The 15,374-nt window shown below is 64.0% G+C and carries 12 protein-coding genes; 4 read left to right on the forward strand and 8 right to left on the reverse strand.

Annotation, left to right across the window (positions count from 1 at the left end; genetic code table 11):
• Window positions 1–5 precede the first annotated feature (5 nt).
• Together bktB and PPN31114_RS00675 are read left to right on the forward strand one after the other, a co-directional pair.
• Complete coding sequence (gene bktB / locus PPN31114_RS00670) at window positions 6–1,187, forward strand: beta-ketothiolase BktB (protein ID WP_150677607.1); 1,182 nt, start codon at window positions 6–8, stop codon at window positions 1,185–1,187.
• Window positions 1,188–1,239: 52 nt separating this feature from the next.
• Window positions 1,240–2,466, forward strand: coding sequence for a cystathionine beta-lyase (locus tag PPN31114_RS00675; protein WP_246182351.1), 1,227 nt, complete (start codon window positions 1,240–1,242; stop codon window positions 2,464–2,466).
• A gap of 139 nt (window positions 2,467–2,605) precedes the next feature.
• Here PPN31114_RS00675 and serB read toward each other — a convergent pair whose 3' ends face one another.
• The 8 genes from serB to mfd all read right to left on the reverse strand — a co-directional run bounded on the left by serB (window position 2,606) and on the right by mfd (window position 13,967).
• Window positions 2,606–3,463, reverse strand: a complete 858-nt coding sequence (gene serB / locus PPN31114_RS00680; RefSeq protein WP_150677608.1) for a phosphoserine phosphatase SerB — start codon at window positions 3,461–3,463, stop codon at window positions 2,606–2,608.
• A gap of 120 nt (window positions 3,464–3,583) precedes the next feature.
• Window positions 3,584–4,669 carry a GlxA family transcriptional regulator gene (locus tag PPN31114_RS00685; RefSeq protein WP_150677609.1) on the reverse strand — a complete coding sequence of 362 codons (1,086 nt, stop codon included), beginning with the start codon at window positions 4,667–4,669 and terminating at the stop codon, window positions 3,584–3,586.
• A 76-nt stretch (window positions 4,670–4,745) separates the two neighbouring features.
• The gene (locus tag PPN31114_RS00690) at window positions 4,746–5,312 is read right to left on the reverse strand and encodes a cysteine hydrolase family protein (protein WP_150677610.1); all 567 of its coding nucleotides are present in this window, start codon (window positions 5,310–5,312) and stop codon (window positions 4,746–4,748) included.
• A gap of 185 nt (window positions 5,313–5,497) precedes the next feature.
• Complete coding sequence (locus PPN31114_RS00695) at window positions 5,498–6,514, reverse strand: ornithine cyclodeaminase family protein (protein WP_150677611.1); 1,017 nt, start codon at window positions 6,512–6,514, stop codon at window positions 5,498–5,500.
• Window positions 6,515–6,520: 6 nt separating this feature from the next.
• Window positions 6,521–7,549, reverse strand: a complete 1,029-nt coding sequence (locus PPN31114_RS00700) for a threonine/serine dehydratase family protein (protein WP_150677612.1) — start codon at window positions 7,547–7,549, stop codon at window positions 6,521–6,523.
• Window positions 7,550–7,593: 44 nt separating this feature from the next.
• Window positions 7,594–8,877, reverse strand: coding sequence for an MFS transporter (locus tag PPN31114_RS00705; RefSeq protein WP_150677613.1), 1,284 nt, complete (start codon window positions 8,875–8,877; stop codon window positions 7,594–7,596).
• Window positions 8,878–9,105: 228 nt separating this feature from the next.
• On the reverse strand, window positions 9,106–10,323 hold the full coding sequence (gene argE, locus PPN31114_RS00710) for an acetylornithine deacetylase (protein ID WP_150677614.1): 1,218 nt from the start codon (window positions 10,321–10,323) through the stop codon (window positions 9,106–9,108).
• Window positions 10,324–10,502: 179 nt separating this feature from the next.
• A complete protein-coding gene (gene mfd, locus PPN31114_RS00715; protein ID WP_150677615.1) occupies window positions 10,503–13,967 on the reverse strand; it encodes a transcription-repair coupling factor in 3,465 nt (1,154 codons plus the stop codon).
• 108 nt (window positions 13,968–14,075) lie between these two features.
• Between mfd and ispD the strand changes: the two genes are divergently transcribed.
• Window positions 14,076–14,798, forward strand: coding sequence for a 2-C-methyl-D-erythritol 4-phosphate cytidylyltransferase (gene ispD, locus PPN31114_RS00720; RefSeq protein ID WP_150677616.1), 723 nt, complete (start codon window positions 14,076–14,078; stop codon window positions 14,796–14,798).
• 30 nt (window positions 14,799–14,828) lie between these two features.
• A complete protein-coding gene (ispF, locus tag PPN31114_RS00725; RefSeq protein ID WP_150677617.1) occupies window positions 14,829–15,350 on the forward strand; it encodes a 2-C-methyl-D-erythritol 2,4-cyclodiphosphate synthase in 522 nt (173 codons plus the stop codon).
• Window positions 15,351–15,374 lie beyond the last annotated feature (24 nt).

The raw sequence follows: 15,374 nt of genomic DNA on the forward strand, positions 1-15,374 counted from the left end.
GAGACATGCAACGAGAAGTGGTGATTGTCAGTGGTGTGCGTACGGCCATCGGTGATTTCGGTGGCAGTCTGAAGGATTTCGCGCCGACGCAGCTCGGCGCTATCGTTGCCCGCGAAGCCATGGCGCGCGCGAGCGTGAACGGCGAAGACGTCGGTCACGTCGTTTTCGGCAACGTCATCCATACCGAACCCAAAGATATGTATCTGGCGCGCGTGGCCTCTATCGAGGCCGGCGTGAGCCAGCACGCCCCGGCCATGACCGTGAACCGCCTGTGCGGCTCTGGCTTGCAGGCTGTGATCTCCGCCGCGCAGTCGATTCTGCTGGGCGATACCGATGTCGCCATGGCCGGTGGTGCCGAGAGCATGAGCCGCGCCCCGTACGTGATGCCGGGTGCTCGCTGGGGCACGCGCATGGGCGAATCGCGTCTGGTCGACATGATGCTCGGTGCGTTGCACGATCCGTTTGCCAACATCCATATGGGCGTGACGGCCGAGAACATCGCGAAGAAGTGGGACATCACGCGCGAAGATCAAGACCGTCTGGCCGTGGAATCGCATCAACGCGCCGCGCGTGCGATGGCCGCGGGTTACTTCAACGATCAGATCGTGCCGATCACGATCAAGTCGAAGAAGGGCGATATCGCGTTCACGACCGATGAGCACGTGCGTGCCGAAGTCACCATGGAAGACATGGCGAAGCTGCGCCCGGTGTTCCAGAAAGACGGCACCGTCACCGCTGGCAATGCTTCGGGTCTGAACGATGCCGCCGCTGCGCTCATCCTCATGGAGCGTGCCGAGGCAGAGCGTCGCGGTGCCAAGCCGCTGGCGCGTCTGGTGAGCTACGCGCACGCCGGTGTCGACCCGAATTACATGGGCATTGGCCCGGTGCCGGCGTCGCGTAAGGCGCTGGAGCGTGCGGGGCTGAAGGTGAGCGACATCGACGTCGTGGAAGCCAACGAAGCGTTTGCGGCACAGGCTTGTGCTGTCACGCGCGATCTGGGTTTCGATCCGGCCAAGGTCAATCCGAACGGCTCGGGCATCTCGCTGGGCCACCCGATCGGTGCGACGGGTGCGCTGATTACCGTGAAGGCTTTGCATGAATTGCAGCGCGTCGGCGGCCGTTATGCGCTGGTGACGATGTGTATTGGCGGCGGTCAGGGCATTGCCGCCGTGTTCGAGCGCGTGTAAGTTACACCCCGGGGGCCGGCGGTGTTGTCGGCCCGTGAGATCCGGAGCTGTGATGACGCAAGACAACCGCAAGCCCGCTGGGGCGCTCGATAAGCCTGACGCCAACGGCTGGCACTGGCAAACCAACATTCTCCACGCCGACACCCAGTTGCCGGCCGGTTTCGCCGCGATGCCCGTGCCCGTCGCCCGTGCGTCGACAGTCATCTTCCCCGACCTTGCCGCTATGCGCTCGCTCGACTGGAAGAACGACAGCCAGTGGCGCTACGGCCTGCACGCGACTCCCACCTCGATGGAACTGATGCGCCGCCTTGCAGCGCTCGAAGGCGGCAAGCATTGCTTGCTGTTTCCGTCGGGACTTGGCGCGATCTCCAACGTTTATTTCGGTCTGATTCAGACGGGCGACGACGTCCTGATTCCCGACAACGCCTACAGCCCGAACCGCGAACACGGCGACTGGCTGCAAGCCTCGTTCGGCATCACCGTGCGCTATTACGATCCGCTGATCGGCGAGGGCATTGGCGAGCTGATTCAATCGAACACCAAACTGATTTGGTTGGAAGCCCCGGGTTCGGTCACGATGGAAGTGCCCGATATCCCCGCGATCGCCCGAGTAGCGCGCGAACGCGGCGTGCTCACCGCCATCGACAACACGTATTCCGCCGGCATCGCGTTCCGCCCGTTCGATCACGGCGTGGACATCTCTGTGCAGGCGCTTACCAAATATCAATCGGGCGGCAGCGACGTGCTGATGGGCTCGGTCGTGACGGTCGACGACGACGTGCACCATCGCTTGAAGCAAGCCCGCATGCGCATGGGCGTCGGCGTATCGGTGGACGATTGCAGTCTTTTGTTGCGCAGTCTGCCCAATATGCAACTTCGCTTCGAAGCGCATGATCGCGCGGCGATGACGCTGGCAACGTGGCTCAAGACGCGTCCGGAAATTGCTGCCGTGCTGCATCCGGCGTTCGAAGACTGCCCCGGATATCAGAACTTCCGCCGCGACTTTACTGGCGCGGGCGGCTTGTTCTCGGTGGTGTTCGACGAGCGTTATTCGCAAGCGCAGATCGATGCCTTCATCGAGGCGCTGCGCTTGTTCAAGATCGGATTCAGCTGGGGCGGGGCGCACAGTCTGGTGGTGCCGTACCGCGTGCCGTCCATGCGCACGGCGATGCCGTGGCCGCACAAGGGCGCACTCGTGCGCTTCTACGTGGGGCTGGAAGACGTGCGCGATCTGCAAGCCGATATCGAGATGAGCTTGAGCGGGCACTTGACCGCATAAGCGGATCGTCGGCTGAAATAAAAAACACCCCAACCGATTGGATGACTATCCAGCGGTTGGGGTGTTTTTTTACAGGGGGGACGCTAATCGTCGGCGCGTCGTCGTGTTTTCAAACTGCGCCGTGTCGATTGGCTGCGAATTAGTCCGCGCGAAACAGCGACAGCAGCCCGTCCAGTCCCACATGATTGAACGCGACCGAAGCGCGCTCGCGCACCACGGGCTTCGCGCGGAACGCGACCGACAATCCGGCAATGGCCATCATCTGCAAATCGTTCGAACCGTCGCCCATGACAATAGCTTGCGACGGCGTGGCACCGAATTGCGTAGCGACTTCGGCCACGGTGCGGGCTTTCACTTCCGCGTTGACGATCTCGCCGATGACTCGGCCAGTCAGCTTGCCGTCGACGATTTCGAGCGTATTGGCGCGCGTCACGTCCAGATTCAGCCGTGCTTTCAGACGATCGGTGAAGAAAGTGAAGCCGCCCGAGACCAGCAGCGTCTTGATGCCCAACGCTTGCACGCCGCGCAACATGTCTTCCGCGCCCGGCGACAGTTGCAGGCGTTCCTCGTAGACCTTTTCGAGCGCGCTCGCGTCGAGCCCCTTGAGCAGGGCGACACGGCGGGTCAGGCTTTCGTTGAAATCTTTGATCTCACCGCGCATGGCGGCTTCGGTAATGGCCGAGACTTCCGCCTTCAGGCCGCAGTAGTCGGCGATCTCGTCGATGCACTCGATGGTGATGAGCGTCGAGTCCATGTCCATGGCCACGAGCTTGAAGTCTGCGAGGCGGCGGGCACTGTCGACCAGCACGGCATCGACGCCATGCGCTTGTGCGAACGCCGCCATGGCAGTGCGAAGTGCCGGAGTGTCGGTGACATCGGCGATGCGTGCCACGCCCGGGGCGAAAGTCACGGTGGCGCTGGGCACCAGCGCACGAATGGCGTCGGCGGTGGTGGACGGGAGCTGGGTGGCACCCAGAATGACGAGATCGTTGGCCATCTTGAAAGGGAGAGTCCGGCAAAGGTACGGCGAGCGCGCCAGTTGCCCCGCGTTTTGCGGCGCTTACCTCGGGCGCGACCGACATTCTACCGGGTGATGCCCCCCGACGCGACGAACTGGCTAACTGAGGGCGGCAGCGCGCGATGGCCGCCGCGCTTGGCTGGGCGGCACGGCATCGAACTTGTGCCACACCCGGCGCATATGACGCGCCGAGCCGAAGCCCGCGCGCTCTGCGATTCGTTCGAGATCAAGCTGGCTGTTGCCCAGCATTTCCCGCACGAGCGCGATGCGCAAACGGTGCAGATAGTCGATCGGGGCGATGCCGGAATGCTCACGAAAGAGCCGCGTAATCTGGCGTTCGCTCGTGCTCGCGATGTCGGCCATGGCGGCGAGCGTCCAATCGCGCGCGGGGTCGGCGGCGATGGCGTCTTGTACGCGGTGTAATGCCGGGTGTAAATGATTGCGGCCCTCGAGCCACGGCGAGAGCTGCGGGTCGGCGCCCGCACGGCGCGAATAAACCACCATCAGCCGGGCGACGGCCGCCGCGCAGAGCGGGCTGGTGACTTCGGCAATCAGCGTGAGCATCAGGTCGAGACCGGTGGTCACGCCAGCGCTGGTCCATACATTGCCGTCTTGGACGTAGAGACGGTTGTCGGCCACGCGCGCCCCCGGGGCGAGCGAGCGCAGTTCGTCGCAACTGCCGTGGTGCGTGGTGCAGACTCGCCCGTCGAGCAAACCGGCACGGGCAGCGAGCAGCGCCCCGGTACAGATGCACACCAGCCGGTGCGTCGGCCGAACGACACGCCGCAGCCACGCCACGGCAAGGGTTTCGGGATCATCCCCCGACGCCCGACTCGGCGCACGTTGTTGCGCCTCTCGCGCCACCTGCGCCACCTGGGCCGACTGTGCCGCCTGTACCGCAGTTGTGACGTTCCCAGGCACGATCGCGAGCGGCAGCGGTTTTTCCACCGTACCGGTCACCACCAGCCATGCATCGTCGGGGACTGCATCGGGCAACACCGTCAACGGCGAGAGTTGCAAGCCAATCGATGTGGCCACCGACGGCTGCGTGCCCACGTAATGCAACGTGAACTGCACGGCGTCCTGCTGCAAATTGGCCATGCGCAGCGCTTCCGCAGGCGCGGCAACGTCGAGCAGCAGCGCGTCGGGCATGACCAGCAAGTAGACGGGTTGGATTCGCGGCATCACGTAAGCGCCCCGGCAATGGCCGGGGCGAACAAATCAGCGGACAAATTCGGACAATTTCGAATGAGCCTCGACGTTACACCGCCGCGAGCGCTTCCTCAACCGTCACGATGCGTGCGAAGCGATCGACCAGCACGGTTTCGGTCCGTTCCTTGAGATCGGCAACCGACAATTCGCGGCCCGTGCGCGGATGCTTCATCGGGAACGTGAGCGTGGCTTCGGTGACGAAATCGACTTCGTAACCGGCGTCCGAGGCCGCGCGGGTGGTCGTCTCGCAGCACTGCTCGGTGCGAATGCCCGAGACGATCAGACGCGTGATGCCATGCTCCACCAGCCATGCGCCGAGCGTGGAGCCCGCCAGTGCGCTGTGCTTGACCTTATCGACCGTGAACACCGGCTCGATACGCAGCTCTTCGAGCGTGCGGACATAGCCCGAGGCACGCGAGAAGTCGCCCGAGTCGATATGGAAGACTTGCACGACGGGCACGCCGCGCGCCACGGCACCATCCACCAGCGCTTGCTGGCGCGAGAAGTACGTCGCCAGATCGTCCTCGCGCCAATACGGGCGCCGACGGAACGATTCCTGGGCGTCGATGACGATCAGGGCGGTGCGGGAGGCTTGGGACGTTTGGTTTTGCGACATGACTGACTCCGTAGGGTCGGGTGACGATGGAGTCATCTTACGGAGCTTCGCACGCAGGCAATAGACCCGGTGCGGACGGGAAGCGGACGGATTCGGACAAGATATCCGTCGCTGGGGCGGGGGCGATGCCGCTGCCGCCCCGAGTGAAGACACCCCAGAACGTCTACCGCTCCGGGGCCAAAACGTTAGATCGCCGCCCGTACGCCGATGGCCGAGCCTTGCGCCCGCTGATAAAGCGCGGCGGCGAGCGCCACATCTTGCGCGCCCATGCCCAGCGATTTGAACAGCGTGACAGCCTCGGCGTTACCTCGGCCGGGGTGGCGTCCGATGACCAATTCACCCAGTTCGGCCAGCAGATCCTCCGGACCGATACGGCCCTCGGCGGCCGCAGCCAGATAGTCGCCCGATTCGTTGATGGTCGACTCGCGGCGATCCACGAACAACTGGGCGCGTGCCATCAGTTCGGTATCGGCTTCGCGCTGGCGCGGCGTGCTGCTGCCGACCAGATTGACGTGCGTGCCCGGCGCCAGCCAGCCCGAGTGCAGCACCGGCTCGCTGGCGTTGGTGACCGTGACGACGATATCGGCATCGCGCACTGCGGCTTCGACGCTGTCGGCAGCCTCCAGCGTGAATCTGTAGTTCGGCTGTTCGGCATCGACGAACGCTTGCGCGCTAGCCCGCGAACGGCTTGCCACGCGAACGTGCGTCAGCCCACGCGCTGCCGCTAGCGCCGCAAGATGCCAATGCGCCTGATGCCCCGCACCGATCAGCGCAAGCCGCGTGGCGTCGTGACGGGCGAGCAAGCGCGTGGCGAGGCCGGTGACGGCGGCCGTGCGAATCCCCGTGATCTCAGCGGCATTCATGATGGCCAGCAATTCGCCCGTCTCGCCGCTCATCAACACGACGCAGCCTTGATGCGGATCTTTGCCCAAGGTGCTGTTGCCGGGGAAGAACGTGCCGACCTTCGCCCCATAGACCGGTAGGCTGCCGTCGCCTGCGATGAATGCAGGCATCATGCCCAGCAACCCCTTGGCGCCCAGCGCTTCGGGCGGCCTGACGATCTGGCGCAGGGGCAGGTGAATCTGCTCGCGCGCGAGCGCGGCAAACATATCCGACATCACGGGAATGGCGTCGGCAACGGGCATCAACGCTGCGACTTGCGCAGCGTCGAGCAACAGAACGGCGGGCGAGGTGGCAGTCATGGGCGATCAGCCGTTGGCTTCGGCTGCGAGCGCCGCGTCGATGTGACGCTGGAACGTAGCCGGATCGGTGTTCGTGCCGCACAACAGCACGCCCACGCGCTTGCCTGCAAGCTTCTCGCGCAACGGCCCCATCAGGGCAGCCGTCGCGGCAGCGCATGCAGGTTCCACGGCCAGCTTCAATTGTCGGAACAGCGTGAGCATGCCAGCGCGCATCTCGTCGTCGGTGACCGTCACCAGTTCGTCGATATTGCGGCGGCACAGCGTGTAGCTGTACAGCTCGGTGTGCGGGGCCATCAGGCTGTCGGCGATGCCCGTCATCGGGCCCATCTTGACCGGGCCGTTGGCGGCAAAGCTCTGTGCCATGGCATCGGCACCCGCCGGTTCCACGCCGTAGACCTTCACGTGCGGCGCAAACAGCTTAAATGCCGTTGCCACGCCAGCGATCAGTCCACCGCCGCCAATCGGCACGATCACGGCGTCGAGATCGGGCGCTTGCTGCGCCCATTCATACCCGAGCGTCGCCGCGCCCAGCACCGTGCGATAGCCGTTGAACGGATGCACGAAGAAGCGGCCTTCTTCCTGCTCCACGCGCTTCACCACGTCGAACGCTTCGTGCACGTTCTCGGCCAGCACGAGATCTGCGCCGTACTCGCGGCACAGCGACGAACGCGCCGGACTTGCCGTCTTGAGCATCACCGTCTTGGCGCTCACGCCCATGGCCTGCGCCGCGTAGGCGACGGCCACGGCATGATTGCCCGCAGAAACACACGTCACACCGGCCTGACGCTGCGCATCGCTCAGCGCGAGCAGGTTCGAGAACGCGCCGCGCGCCTTGAACGTGCCCGACGCTTGCAGCAGCTCGTACTTGAAGGTCACTTGCGTGTCGCCAAGCGTGGGGAAGTCGCTGCGCGTGAAGACAGGCGTCGTGCGCACATACGGCTTGAGTTGCTCGTGCAACGCGGCAATCGCGTCCTTGGTCGGGGCGGGCTGACCGTCGATGGTGTCAGCGTGCAGGGCGGTGTTGGTTTGAGTCACTTGGACGTTGTCTCCTGAGGGGGCGGCAGGTTGCCTTCGCTGGCTTAGCGCAGACCGATGCTGCGCACGCGCAGCAAGGCGGTAATGCTGATGAGGGCCGCAAAAATCAGATAAAAGCTCGGCGCAAGCTTGTTGCCGGTCGCGCCGATGAGCCACGTGATGATAAACGGTGCGAAGCCGCCGAACACGGTCGCCGCAATGTTATAGCCCAGCGAGAGGCCGGTCGTGCGCACCTGCACCGGGAACAGTTCGGTGAGCAAGGCGGGCAGCGCGCCGAAGTACGTCGTCATCAGCAAGCCCAGCACGATCTGGAACACCATCAGCGAGGTGAACGTCGGGTTCGCATCCAGGAAGCGGAACATCGGGTAGACGAGCACCAGCAGCGCGACGGCGGCGGCGAGCATCGGCTTGGTGCGGCCATGCGTATCCGACCAGTGGCCGACGATCGGCGCGACGATCAACTGCACCACGCCCGTGAGCAGCACTGCCGAGAAGGCGGCCGACGACGGAATGCCCAGTTGCTTGACGGCATACGTCGGCATGTAGAGCACGAGATACGTGGCGACAGTGGCCATGACCACGACACCGATGGCCAGCAGCAAGCGTTCTTTCTGGCTGGCAAACGTGTCGCGCAGCGGGCTTTGCGTGGGTTCGACGTCGAGGAACTCGGGCGTTTCGTCGAGGCGGCGGCGAATGTAATACGCGACCGGGCCGATCAACAGACCGAAGAAGAACGGCACGCGCCAGCCCCACGAGGCCATGGCTTCAGCCGACAGGTTGCCCGTGAGCAGTGCGCCGAAACCGGCGGCAAGCAGCGTGGTGAGGCCCTGGCTGGCGACTTGCCAGCTCGAGAAGAAGCCGCGGCGCTTCGGGGCGTGTTCGGCGAGAAACGCCGTTGCGCTGCCGAATTCGCCACCGGCGGAGAAGCCTTGAATCATGCGGGCGAGCACGATGCCGATAGGCGCCAGAATACCGATCGACGAATACGTCGGCATGATGGCGATGAGCAGCGTGCCCACCATCATCAGCAGAATCGAGAGCGTGAGCGCTGCCTTACGGCCGGCGCGGTCGGCATACACGCCGATCACGATGGCACCGAGCGGGCGCATGAAGAACGACACACCGAACGTGCCCAACGCGATCAGCAGCGACACCGTGTCGTTGCCGGTCGGGAAGAACAGTTTGGCGATGGTCACGGCGAAGAAGCCGTACACCACAAGGTCGAACCATTCGAGGGCGTTGCCGATCGAGGCCGATACGATCACACGCCAGGCGTGCGGGGAAGTCCGGGCGGCCGGGGCCGTCGCGTCGGGGGCTGCTGCGCTCATGTGCGAGATCTCCAGATCCTGTCGTGCGGTATGTATGCGTTAGGGCGACGAGACCCTAAGTGCTTGTTATCGTGCTTGATGACTGTCCTGCGCCCTTGCCGTAGTTGGCTACGAGAGGCGTCTGGTACTGCGTGGCGTGCCTGAGCGGAAGCGCCATGGCAACGGGCCGCATTCCAACGCGGAATGCGGCCCGGAGTTACGTCAGTCGATGCGTCAGCCGAAAGGGGCTTATGCGCCGACGGTGTTGCTGCGAATCAGCTTTTGCAGGAACGATTCGCACTGGGCGATCTGTTCGAGCGAAACGAATTCGTTCGGCTTGTGGGCCTGTTCGATATTGCCCGGGCCGCACACGATCGACGGCACGCCTGCCAATTGGAACTGACCGGCTTCGGTGCCATAGGCGACCTTGCGCTTGTCGGTGTCTTTGGTGAGTGCGCGCACGAGTTGCGTGATGGCGTCTTGTTCCGAAGCGTCGAGCGCCGGGGCAGCGGCAATCTTCTTGAACTCGATGCCAGCGTTCGGGTGTTCCTTCTGCATCTTCGGCACCAGCTCTTCGATGGCGTACTGCTGAATGCGCGCGAAGATGCCTTCGGCGTCGACGCCCGGCAGGTTGCGATATTCGAAAACGAATTCGCACAGTGCCGGAATCGTGTTCAGCGCGATACCGCCCGAGATCGTGCCCGTTTGCGCCGTGGTGAACGGCACGTCGAACAGCTCGTCGAACGGACCGTTTTGCTTGAAGTGGTCGGCCAGATCGCGGATGTAGCAAATCAGACGTGCCGCGTATTCAATGGCGTTCGAGCCCTTCGGCGTGAGCGACGAGTGCGCGGCATGGCCACGCACGCAGCACTGATAGGCGTTGATGCCCTTGTGCGCCACGATCACACGCATGCTGGTCGGCTCGCCGACGATGCAGCCATCCGGACGGATGCCGCGCTCGCGCAGTTCGGCGAGCATCACCGGCGCGCCGACGCAGCCGATTTCTTCGTCGTACGAGAACGCAAAGTGGAACGGCGTCTTGAGCTTGGCGTCGCGCATTTGCGGCAGCATCGTCATGACCGAGCCGATGAAGCCCTTCATGTCGCAGGTGCCACGGCCATACAGGTTGCCGTCGCGAACTTCCGGCTTGAACGGGTCGGTGTCCCACGGCTGGCCGTCGACCGGCACCACGTCGGTGTGGCCCGACAGGACGATACCGCCTTGCGTATTGCCGTCGGCAGCGGGCAGCGTCACGAACAGATTGGCTTTGCGTTTCGTGGCGTCATACGACAGCCACGGTTCGACACCGGCGTCCTTCAGGCTGTCGCGCACCGTCTCGATCAGGCCGAGGTTCGATTCGCGGCTCGTCGTGTCGATGCTGACCAGCTTCTTGATCCAGTCGAGCGATGCGGGCTGGGCGTCGTTCGTGGCTTGCGTCGCTGCGGTCAGGGGGGAAGCGCTTGTCATTCGAATCTCCGTGAATCTTTCAGTGATACGTACCGGGAAATGGTACCCAAAAATAATTTAGAGGTAAAAGATTGCTTACACAACCATTCTTGCTACGCGGGAATTCACCACAGCATGCGCGCGCCGAGGGGCATGCGCATGCGGGTTTGCCCTTGGTTTTCTCATGAGATAAGCGCGCGTCAGGCCGCACGAGCCCCCGGTGCGCCGATGGCACGCAACGTTTCCTTGATCGCGCGCACGCGGTCGGTCAGTTGCGGGTGTTTTGCCTCGATGCGCAACTTGTCCTGCCCGGCCAGCTTGATGTGGCGATGCTTTTGCACCAGTTCGATGATGCGCATCGGGTCGACGGCAGGCGTCGGCTCGAATTGCAGGGCGATGGCTTCCTCGCTGGCATCGATCTTGGTGATGCCCAGCGGCTTGGCGAGCAAGCGCATGCGGTGCGTCTCGATGAGCGCCTGCGCCTGCTGCGGCAGCTTGCCGAAGCGGTCGACCAGTTCTTCCTGAATCGTGTCGATGGCGTCGGCGTTCGTGCCGTTCGCGAGCCGCTTATACAGCGACAGACGCTCCTGCACGTCGCCGCAATAGTCGCTCGGCAAGATCGCGGGGACGTGGAAGTTGATTTCGGTGGTGACGGCCAGCGGTGCGTTCAGATCCGGCTCGCGACCCGCTTTGAGTGCACTCACTGCATCCGCGAGCATGTCGGTGTAAAGCTGGAAGCCGATCTCGTGAATTTCGCCCGATTGCTTGTCGCCGAGCACTTCGCCCGCACCGCGAATTTCCAGATCGTGCATCGCCAGATAGAAGCCAGCGCCCAGTTCTTCCATCTGCTGAATCGCTTCGAGGCGGCGCTGCGCTTGCTTGGTAAGCGACTTCGGATCGTGCACGAGCAGGTAAGCGTACGCCTGATGGTGCGAGCGGCCGACGCGGCCACGCAGTTGGTGCAACTGCGCGAGGCCGAACTTGTCGGCGCGATGCATCAGGATCGTGTTGGCGGTTGGCACGTCGATACCGGTTTCGATAATCGTCGTGCACAGCAGCACGTTGGCGCGCTGGGTCACGAAGTCGCGCATCACGCGCTCGAGATCGCGCTCGTGCATCTGCCCGTGGGCGACGACGATGCGCGCTTCGGGGACGAGCGCTTCAAGCTCCGCCTTGCGGTTCTCGATGGTCTCGACTTCGTTATGCAGGAAGTACACCTGCCCGCCGCGCTTGAGTTCGCGCAGCATGGCTTCGCGAATCACGCCGTCTTCTTCGCGCCGCACGAAGGTCTTGATCGCAAGACGCTTCTGCGGGGCGGTGGCGATGACCGAGAAGTCGCGCAGGCCTTCGAGTGCCATGCCCAACGTGCGCGGAATCGGCGTGGCGGTGAGCGTGAGCACATCGACTTCGGCGCGCAACGCCTTCAGGGCTTCCTTCTGGCGCACACCGAAGCGGTGCTCCTCGTCGATGATGACGAGGCCCAGACGCTGGAATTGAATATCGTTCGAGAGCAGCTTGTGCGTGCCGATCACGATATCGACTTGCCCCTCGTTGATCGCTTTCACGCTCGCGTTCACTTCCTTCGTGGTCTTGAAGCGCGAGAGTTCGGCAATGCGCACCGGCCAATCGGCGAAACGATCGGAGAAGGTTTGCGCATGCTGTTCGGCGAGCAGCGTCGTGGGGGCGAGCAGGGCGACCTGCTTGCCGTCGAGCACCGCGATGAACGCGGCGCGCAGGGCGACTTCCGTCTTGCCGAAGCCCACGTCGCCACACACCAGCCGGTCCATCGGACGGCCGCTCGTCATGTCGCCCATCACGGCGGTGATGGCGGCGGCCTGATCGGGCGTTTCTTCGAAGCCGAAGCTGTCGGCAAACTTTTCGTAGTCTTTTGGCGAGAGTTCGAACGCGTAACCCGAACGTGCGGCGCGGCGCGCGTAGAGGTTTAGCAATTCGGCGGCGGTGTCGCGAATCTGCTGCGCGGCCTTGCGTTTGGCCTTTTCCCACTGACCCGAGCCGAGCGAGTGCAACGGCGCGGTGTCCGGGTCGGCGCCGCTGTAGCGCGAAATCAGATGCAGTTGCGACACCGGCACGTACAACTTGCTCTCGCCCGAATAATCGAGATGCAGGAACTCGGTTTCGCCTTCGCCGAGGTCCATGCTGACCAGCCCCTGATAGCGGCCAATGCCGTGCTGGCTGTGCACCACCGGGTCGCCGACCTTGAGCTCGGCCAGATCGCGCACCATCGAATCGACGGAGGTCGCCTGTTCCTGACGGCGCTTGCCTGCGCGGCGCGCCAGCCCTTCGTACAGTTCGTTTTCGGTGATGAATGCGAGGTCTTCCGTCGGCAGCAGGAAGCCCGCAGCGAGCGGGGCCACGCCAATGGCGAAGCGCACGTCGGACGTCAGGAAGTCTTCGAGCGATTCAACCGAGACCGGACGCAGATCGTTGTCGTGCAGCAGTTGCAGCAACGTCTCGCGGCGGCCCGCGGAGTCGGCGAGCAACAGCGCTCGCGCCGGGGTGCGCGCGAGGTAGGCGCGCAGGGCCGCCAGCGGGTCGTCGGCGCGGCGATTGATCGCAAGCGGCGGCAACGACGTGGCCCAACTGCTGTCGCCGGGCTTGGCGAGCGTCAGGCGGGCAAACGGCTTGGCGAGCGTGAAGAAGTCCTGATCGAGCAGAAACAGTTGCTCGGGCGGCAGCACCGGGCGTTCACGATCGTGCGAGAGGAAGTTGTAGCGCTGGCGGGTGTCGTTCCAGAAGCGCTGAATCGCGCCTTCCAAATCGCCGACGAACACGAGTTGCGCGTCGGACGGCAAATAGTGGAAGAGCGTGGCCGTCTCTTCGAAGAACAGCGGCAGATAGTATTCGATGCCTGCCGACGGCACGCCACTGCCCATGTCCTTGTAGATCGTGCTGCGGCTCGGGTCGCCTTCGAACACTTCGCGCCAACGCCCGCGAAATGCGGTGCGCGAGGGTTCATCGAACGGAAACTCGCGGCCCGGCAATAGGCGCACTTCCTTGACCGGATACAAGCTGCGCTGCGTGTCGGGATCGAACGCGCGAATGCTGTCGACCGTATCGTCGAACAGATCGAGACGATAGGGCAGCGGTGAGCCCATCGGGTACAAGTCGATCAGGCCGCCGCGCACGCAGTATTCGCCGGGGCGCATCACCTGCGACACATGCTCGTAACCGGCGAGCGTGAACTGCGACTTGAGCCGCGCTTCGTCCAACCGTTCGCCTTGCCGGAAGTAGAACGTGTAGGCCGCCATGAAGCTGGCCGGGGCCATGCGGTAGAGCGCCGTGGTGGCGGGCACGAGCACGATGTCGCAGCGGTTCTCGCCGAGATCGTGCAACGTGGCCAGACGCTCCGAGATCAAGTCCTGGTGCGGCGAGAACGTGTCGTACGGCAGCGTTTCCCAGTCGGGCAGCAGGCGCACGCGCGCTTCGGGCGCGTACCACTTGAGTTCCTGCTGGAGCCGCAGCGCGTCGGTGGCTTGCGCGCAAACGACGGCGAGCAGCGGCAGACGGCCTTTGTTCTCTTCGAAGTAACGGGCGATGAGCAGCGCGTCGGACGACGCGTGGGCACCGGCGAAGGCGTAACGCTGTCCCGCTTTCACGAGCGGCACAGGCACGGTATTACGGGATATGGCGTTAGCGGATGACATAGAAAAGCGTTGCAGAAATGGCAAAGCACGGGGCTCCATGAAGATGGGGCCCCGTGACAATCAGCGTCTATTATAAAATCCCCGCTTTACCCTTACCTGCGTTTTATCGTGAGCGACCGACTTTTTGCTGTCATCCCCTGCGCCGGAGCGGGTGTGCGCGCCGGGGCCGACGTGCCCAAGCAGTACCGGAGCGTGGGCGGACGCGCCATGCTTCACTATGCGCTCGCCGCGTTCGACGCCTGTTCCGAGTTCGCTCAGACCGTGCTGGTACTGGCGCCGGACGACAATCACTTCGATGGCCGCCGTTTTGGCCCCCTGCGTTTTGCCGTGCGCCGCTGCGGCGGGGCGTCGCGCCACGCGTCGGTGTTGGGTGGCCTTCAGGCGCTGACCGAATTCGGCGCGCAGGACAGCGACTGGGTGCTGGTGCATGACGCCGCGCGTCCTGGCATCACCCCGGCCTTGATTCGCACGCTCGTTGAAGCCCTGCGTAACGACCCGGTAGGCGGCATTCTGGCGCTGCCGGTGGCCGATACGCTCAAGCGGGAAGCGGCGCCGGCCAGTGCCGGTACGTTGTCGAGCGTGGGGTCGACCGAATCGCGCGACGGTCTGTGGCAGGCGCAAACGCCGCAGATGTTCCGTCTGGGCATGCTGCGTCAGGCGCTCGAAGATGCGCTCGCGGCCGGTGCCGAAGTGACCGACGAGGCCAGCGCCATCGAGCGTATGGGCCACGCCCCGAAGCTCGTGCGCGGCAGTCTGCGCAACTTCAAGGTCACGTATCCCGAAGATTTCGCGCTGGCCGAGGCCTTTCTCGGCACAGCCCGCCCGGCGTGAGCCGGATTCTCTGCATTTGACGATTCCTTCATGACTGAACAAGCTGTTTCCTCTTCCTCGCTCGCTGCACTGCCCAAGATCCGCATCGGTCAGGGCTACGACGTGCATGCGCTCGTTCCCGGTCGTCCGCTGGTCATGGGCGGTGTGACCATTCCGTTCGATCGCGGCCTGCTTGGCCATTCGGATGCCGACGTGCTGCTGCACGCGATTACCGATGCCGTGCTCGGCGCGGCGGCGCTCGGCGATATCGGCCGTCATTTTCCTGACACCGATCCGACGTTCAAGGGTGCGAACAGCGTCGTGCTGTTGCAAGAGGCGATGCGTCGCGTGCGCGCGCAGGGTTACGAGATCGTGAACATCGATTGCACGGTGATCGCGCAAGCACCGAAGCTCGCGCCGCACATTGCGGCGATGACGCAGTCGATTGCCGATGCGCTTGGCATCACGGCCGGTCAGGTCAACGTGAAGGCGAAGACCAACGAGAAGCTCGGTTATCTCGGCCGTCAGGAAGGCATCGAGGCACAGGCGGCGGCGTTGCTCGTCGGCGTGTGAGGTTAGTGGGACTCGGGCGGCGGA

Origin of the sequence: Pandoraea pneumonica (genome assembly GCF_902459645.1) — a bacterium.
In the GTDB taxonomy this organism is placed as follows: Bacteria; Pseudomonadota; Gammaproteobacteria; order Burkholderiales; family Burkholderiaceae; genus Pandoraea; species Pandoraea pneumonica.

Coding starts and splice junctions, on each gene's coding strand:
- PPN31114_RS00685 (WP_150677609.1), bottom strand. CDS start 4,669: ATGCCGCGAATCCAACCCGTCTACTTGCTGGTCATGCCCGACGCGCTG.
- PPN31114_RS00690 (WP_150677610.1), bottom strand. CDS start 5,312: ATGTCGCAAAACCAAACGTCCCAAGCCTCCCGCACCGCCCTGATCGTC.
- mfd (WP_150677615.1), bottom strand. CDS start 13,967: ATGTCATCCGCTAACGCCATATCCCGTAATACCGTGCCTGTGCCGCTC.
- PPN31114_RS00705 (WP_150677613.1), bottom strand. CDS start 8,877: ATGAGCGCAGCAGCCCCCGACGCGACGGCCCCGGCCGCCCGGACTTCC.
- argE (WP_150677614.1), bottom strand. CDS start 10,323: ATGACAAGCGCTTCCCCCCTGACCGCAGCGACGCAAGCCACGAACGAC.
- ispF (WP_150677617.1), top strand. CDS start 14,829: ATGACTGAACAAGCTGTTTCCTCTTCCTCGCTCGCTGCACTGCCCAAG.
- PPN31114_RS00675 (WP_246182351.1), top strand. CDS start 1,240: ATGACGCAAGACAACCGCAAGCCCGCTGGGGCGCTCGATAAGCCTGAC.
- bktB (WP_150677607.1), top strand. CDS start 6: ATGCAACGAGAAGTGGTGATTGTCAGTGGTGTGCGTACGGCCATCGGT.
- serB (WP_150677608.1), bottom strand. CDS start 3,463: ATGGCCAACGATCTCGTCATTCTGGGTGCCACCCAGCTCCCGTCCACC.
- PPN31114_RS00695 (WP_150677611.1), bottom strand. CDS start 6,514: ATGACTGCCACCTCGCCCGCCGTTCTGTTGCTCGACGCTGCGCAAGTC.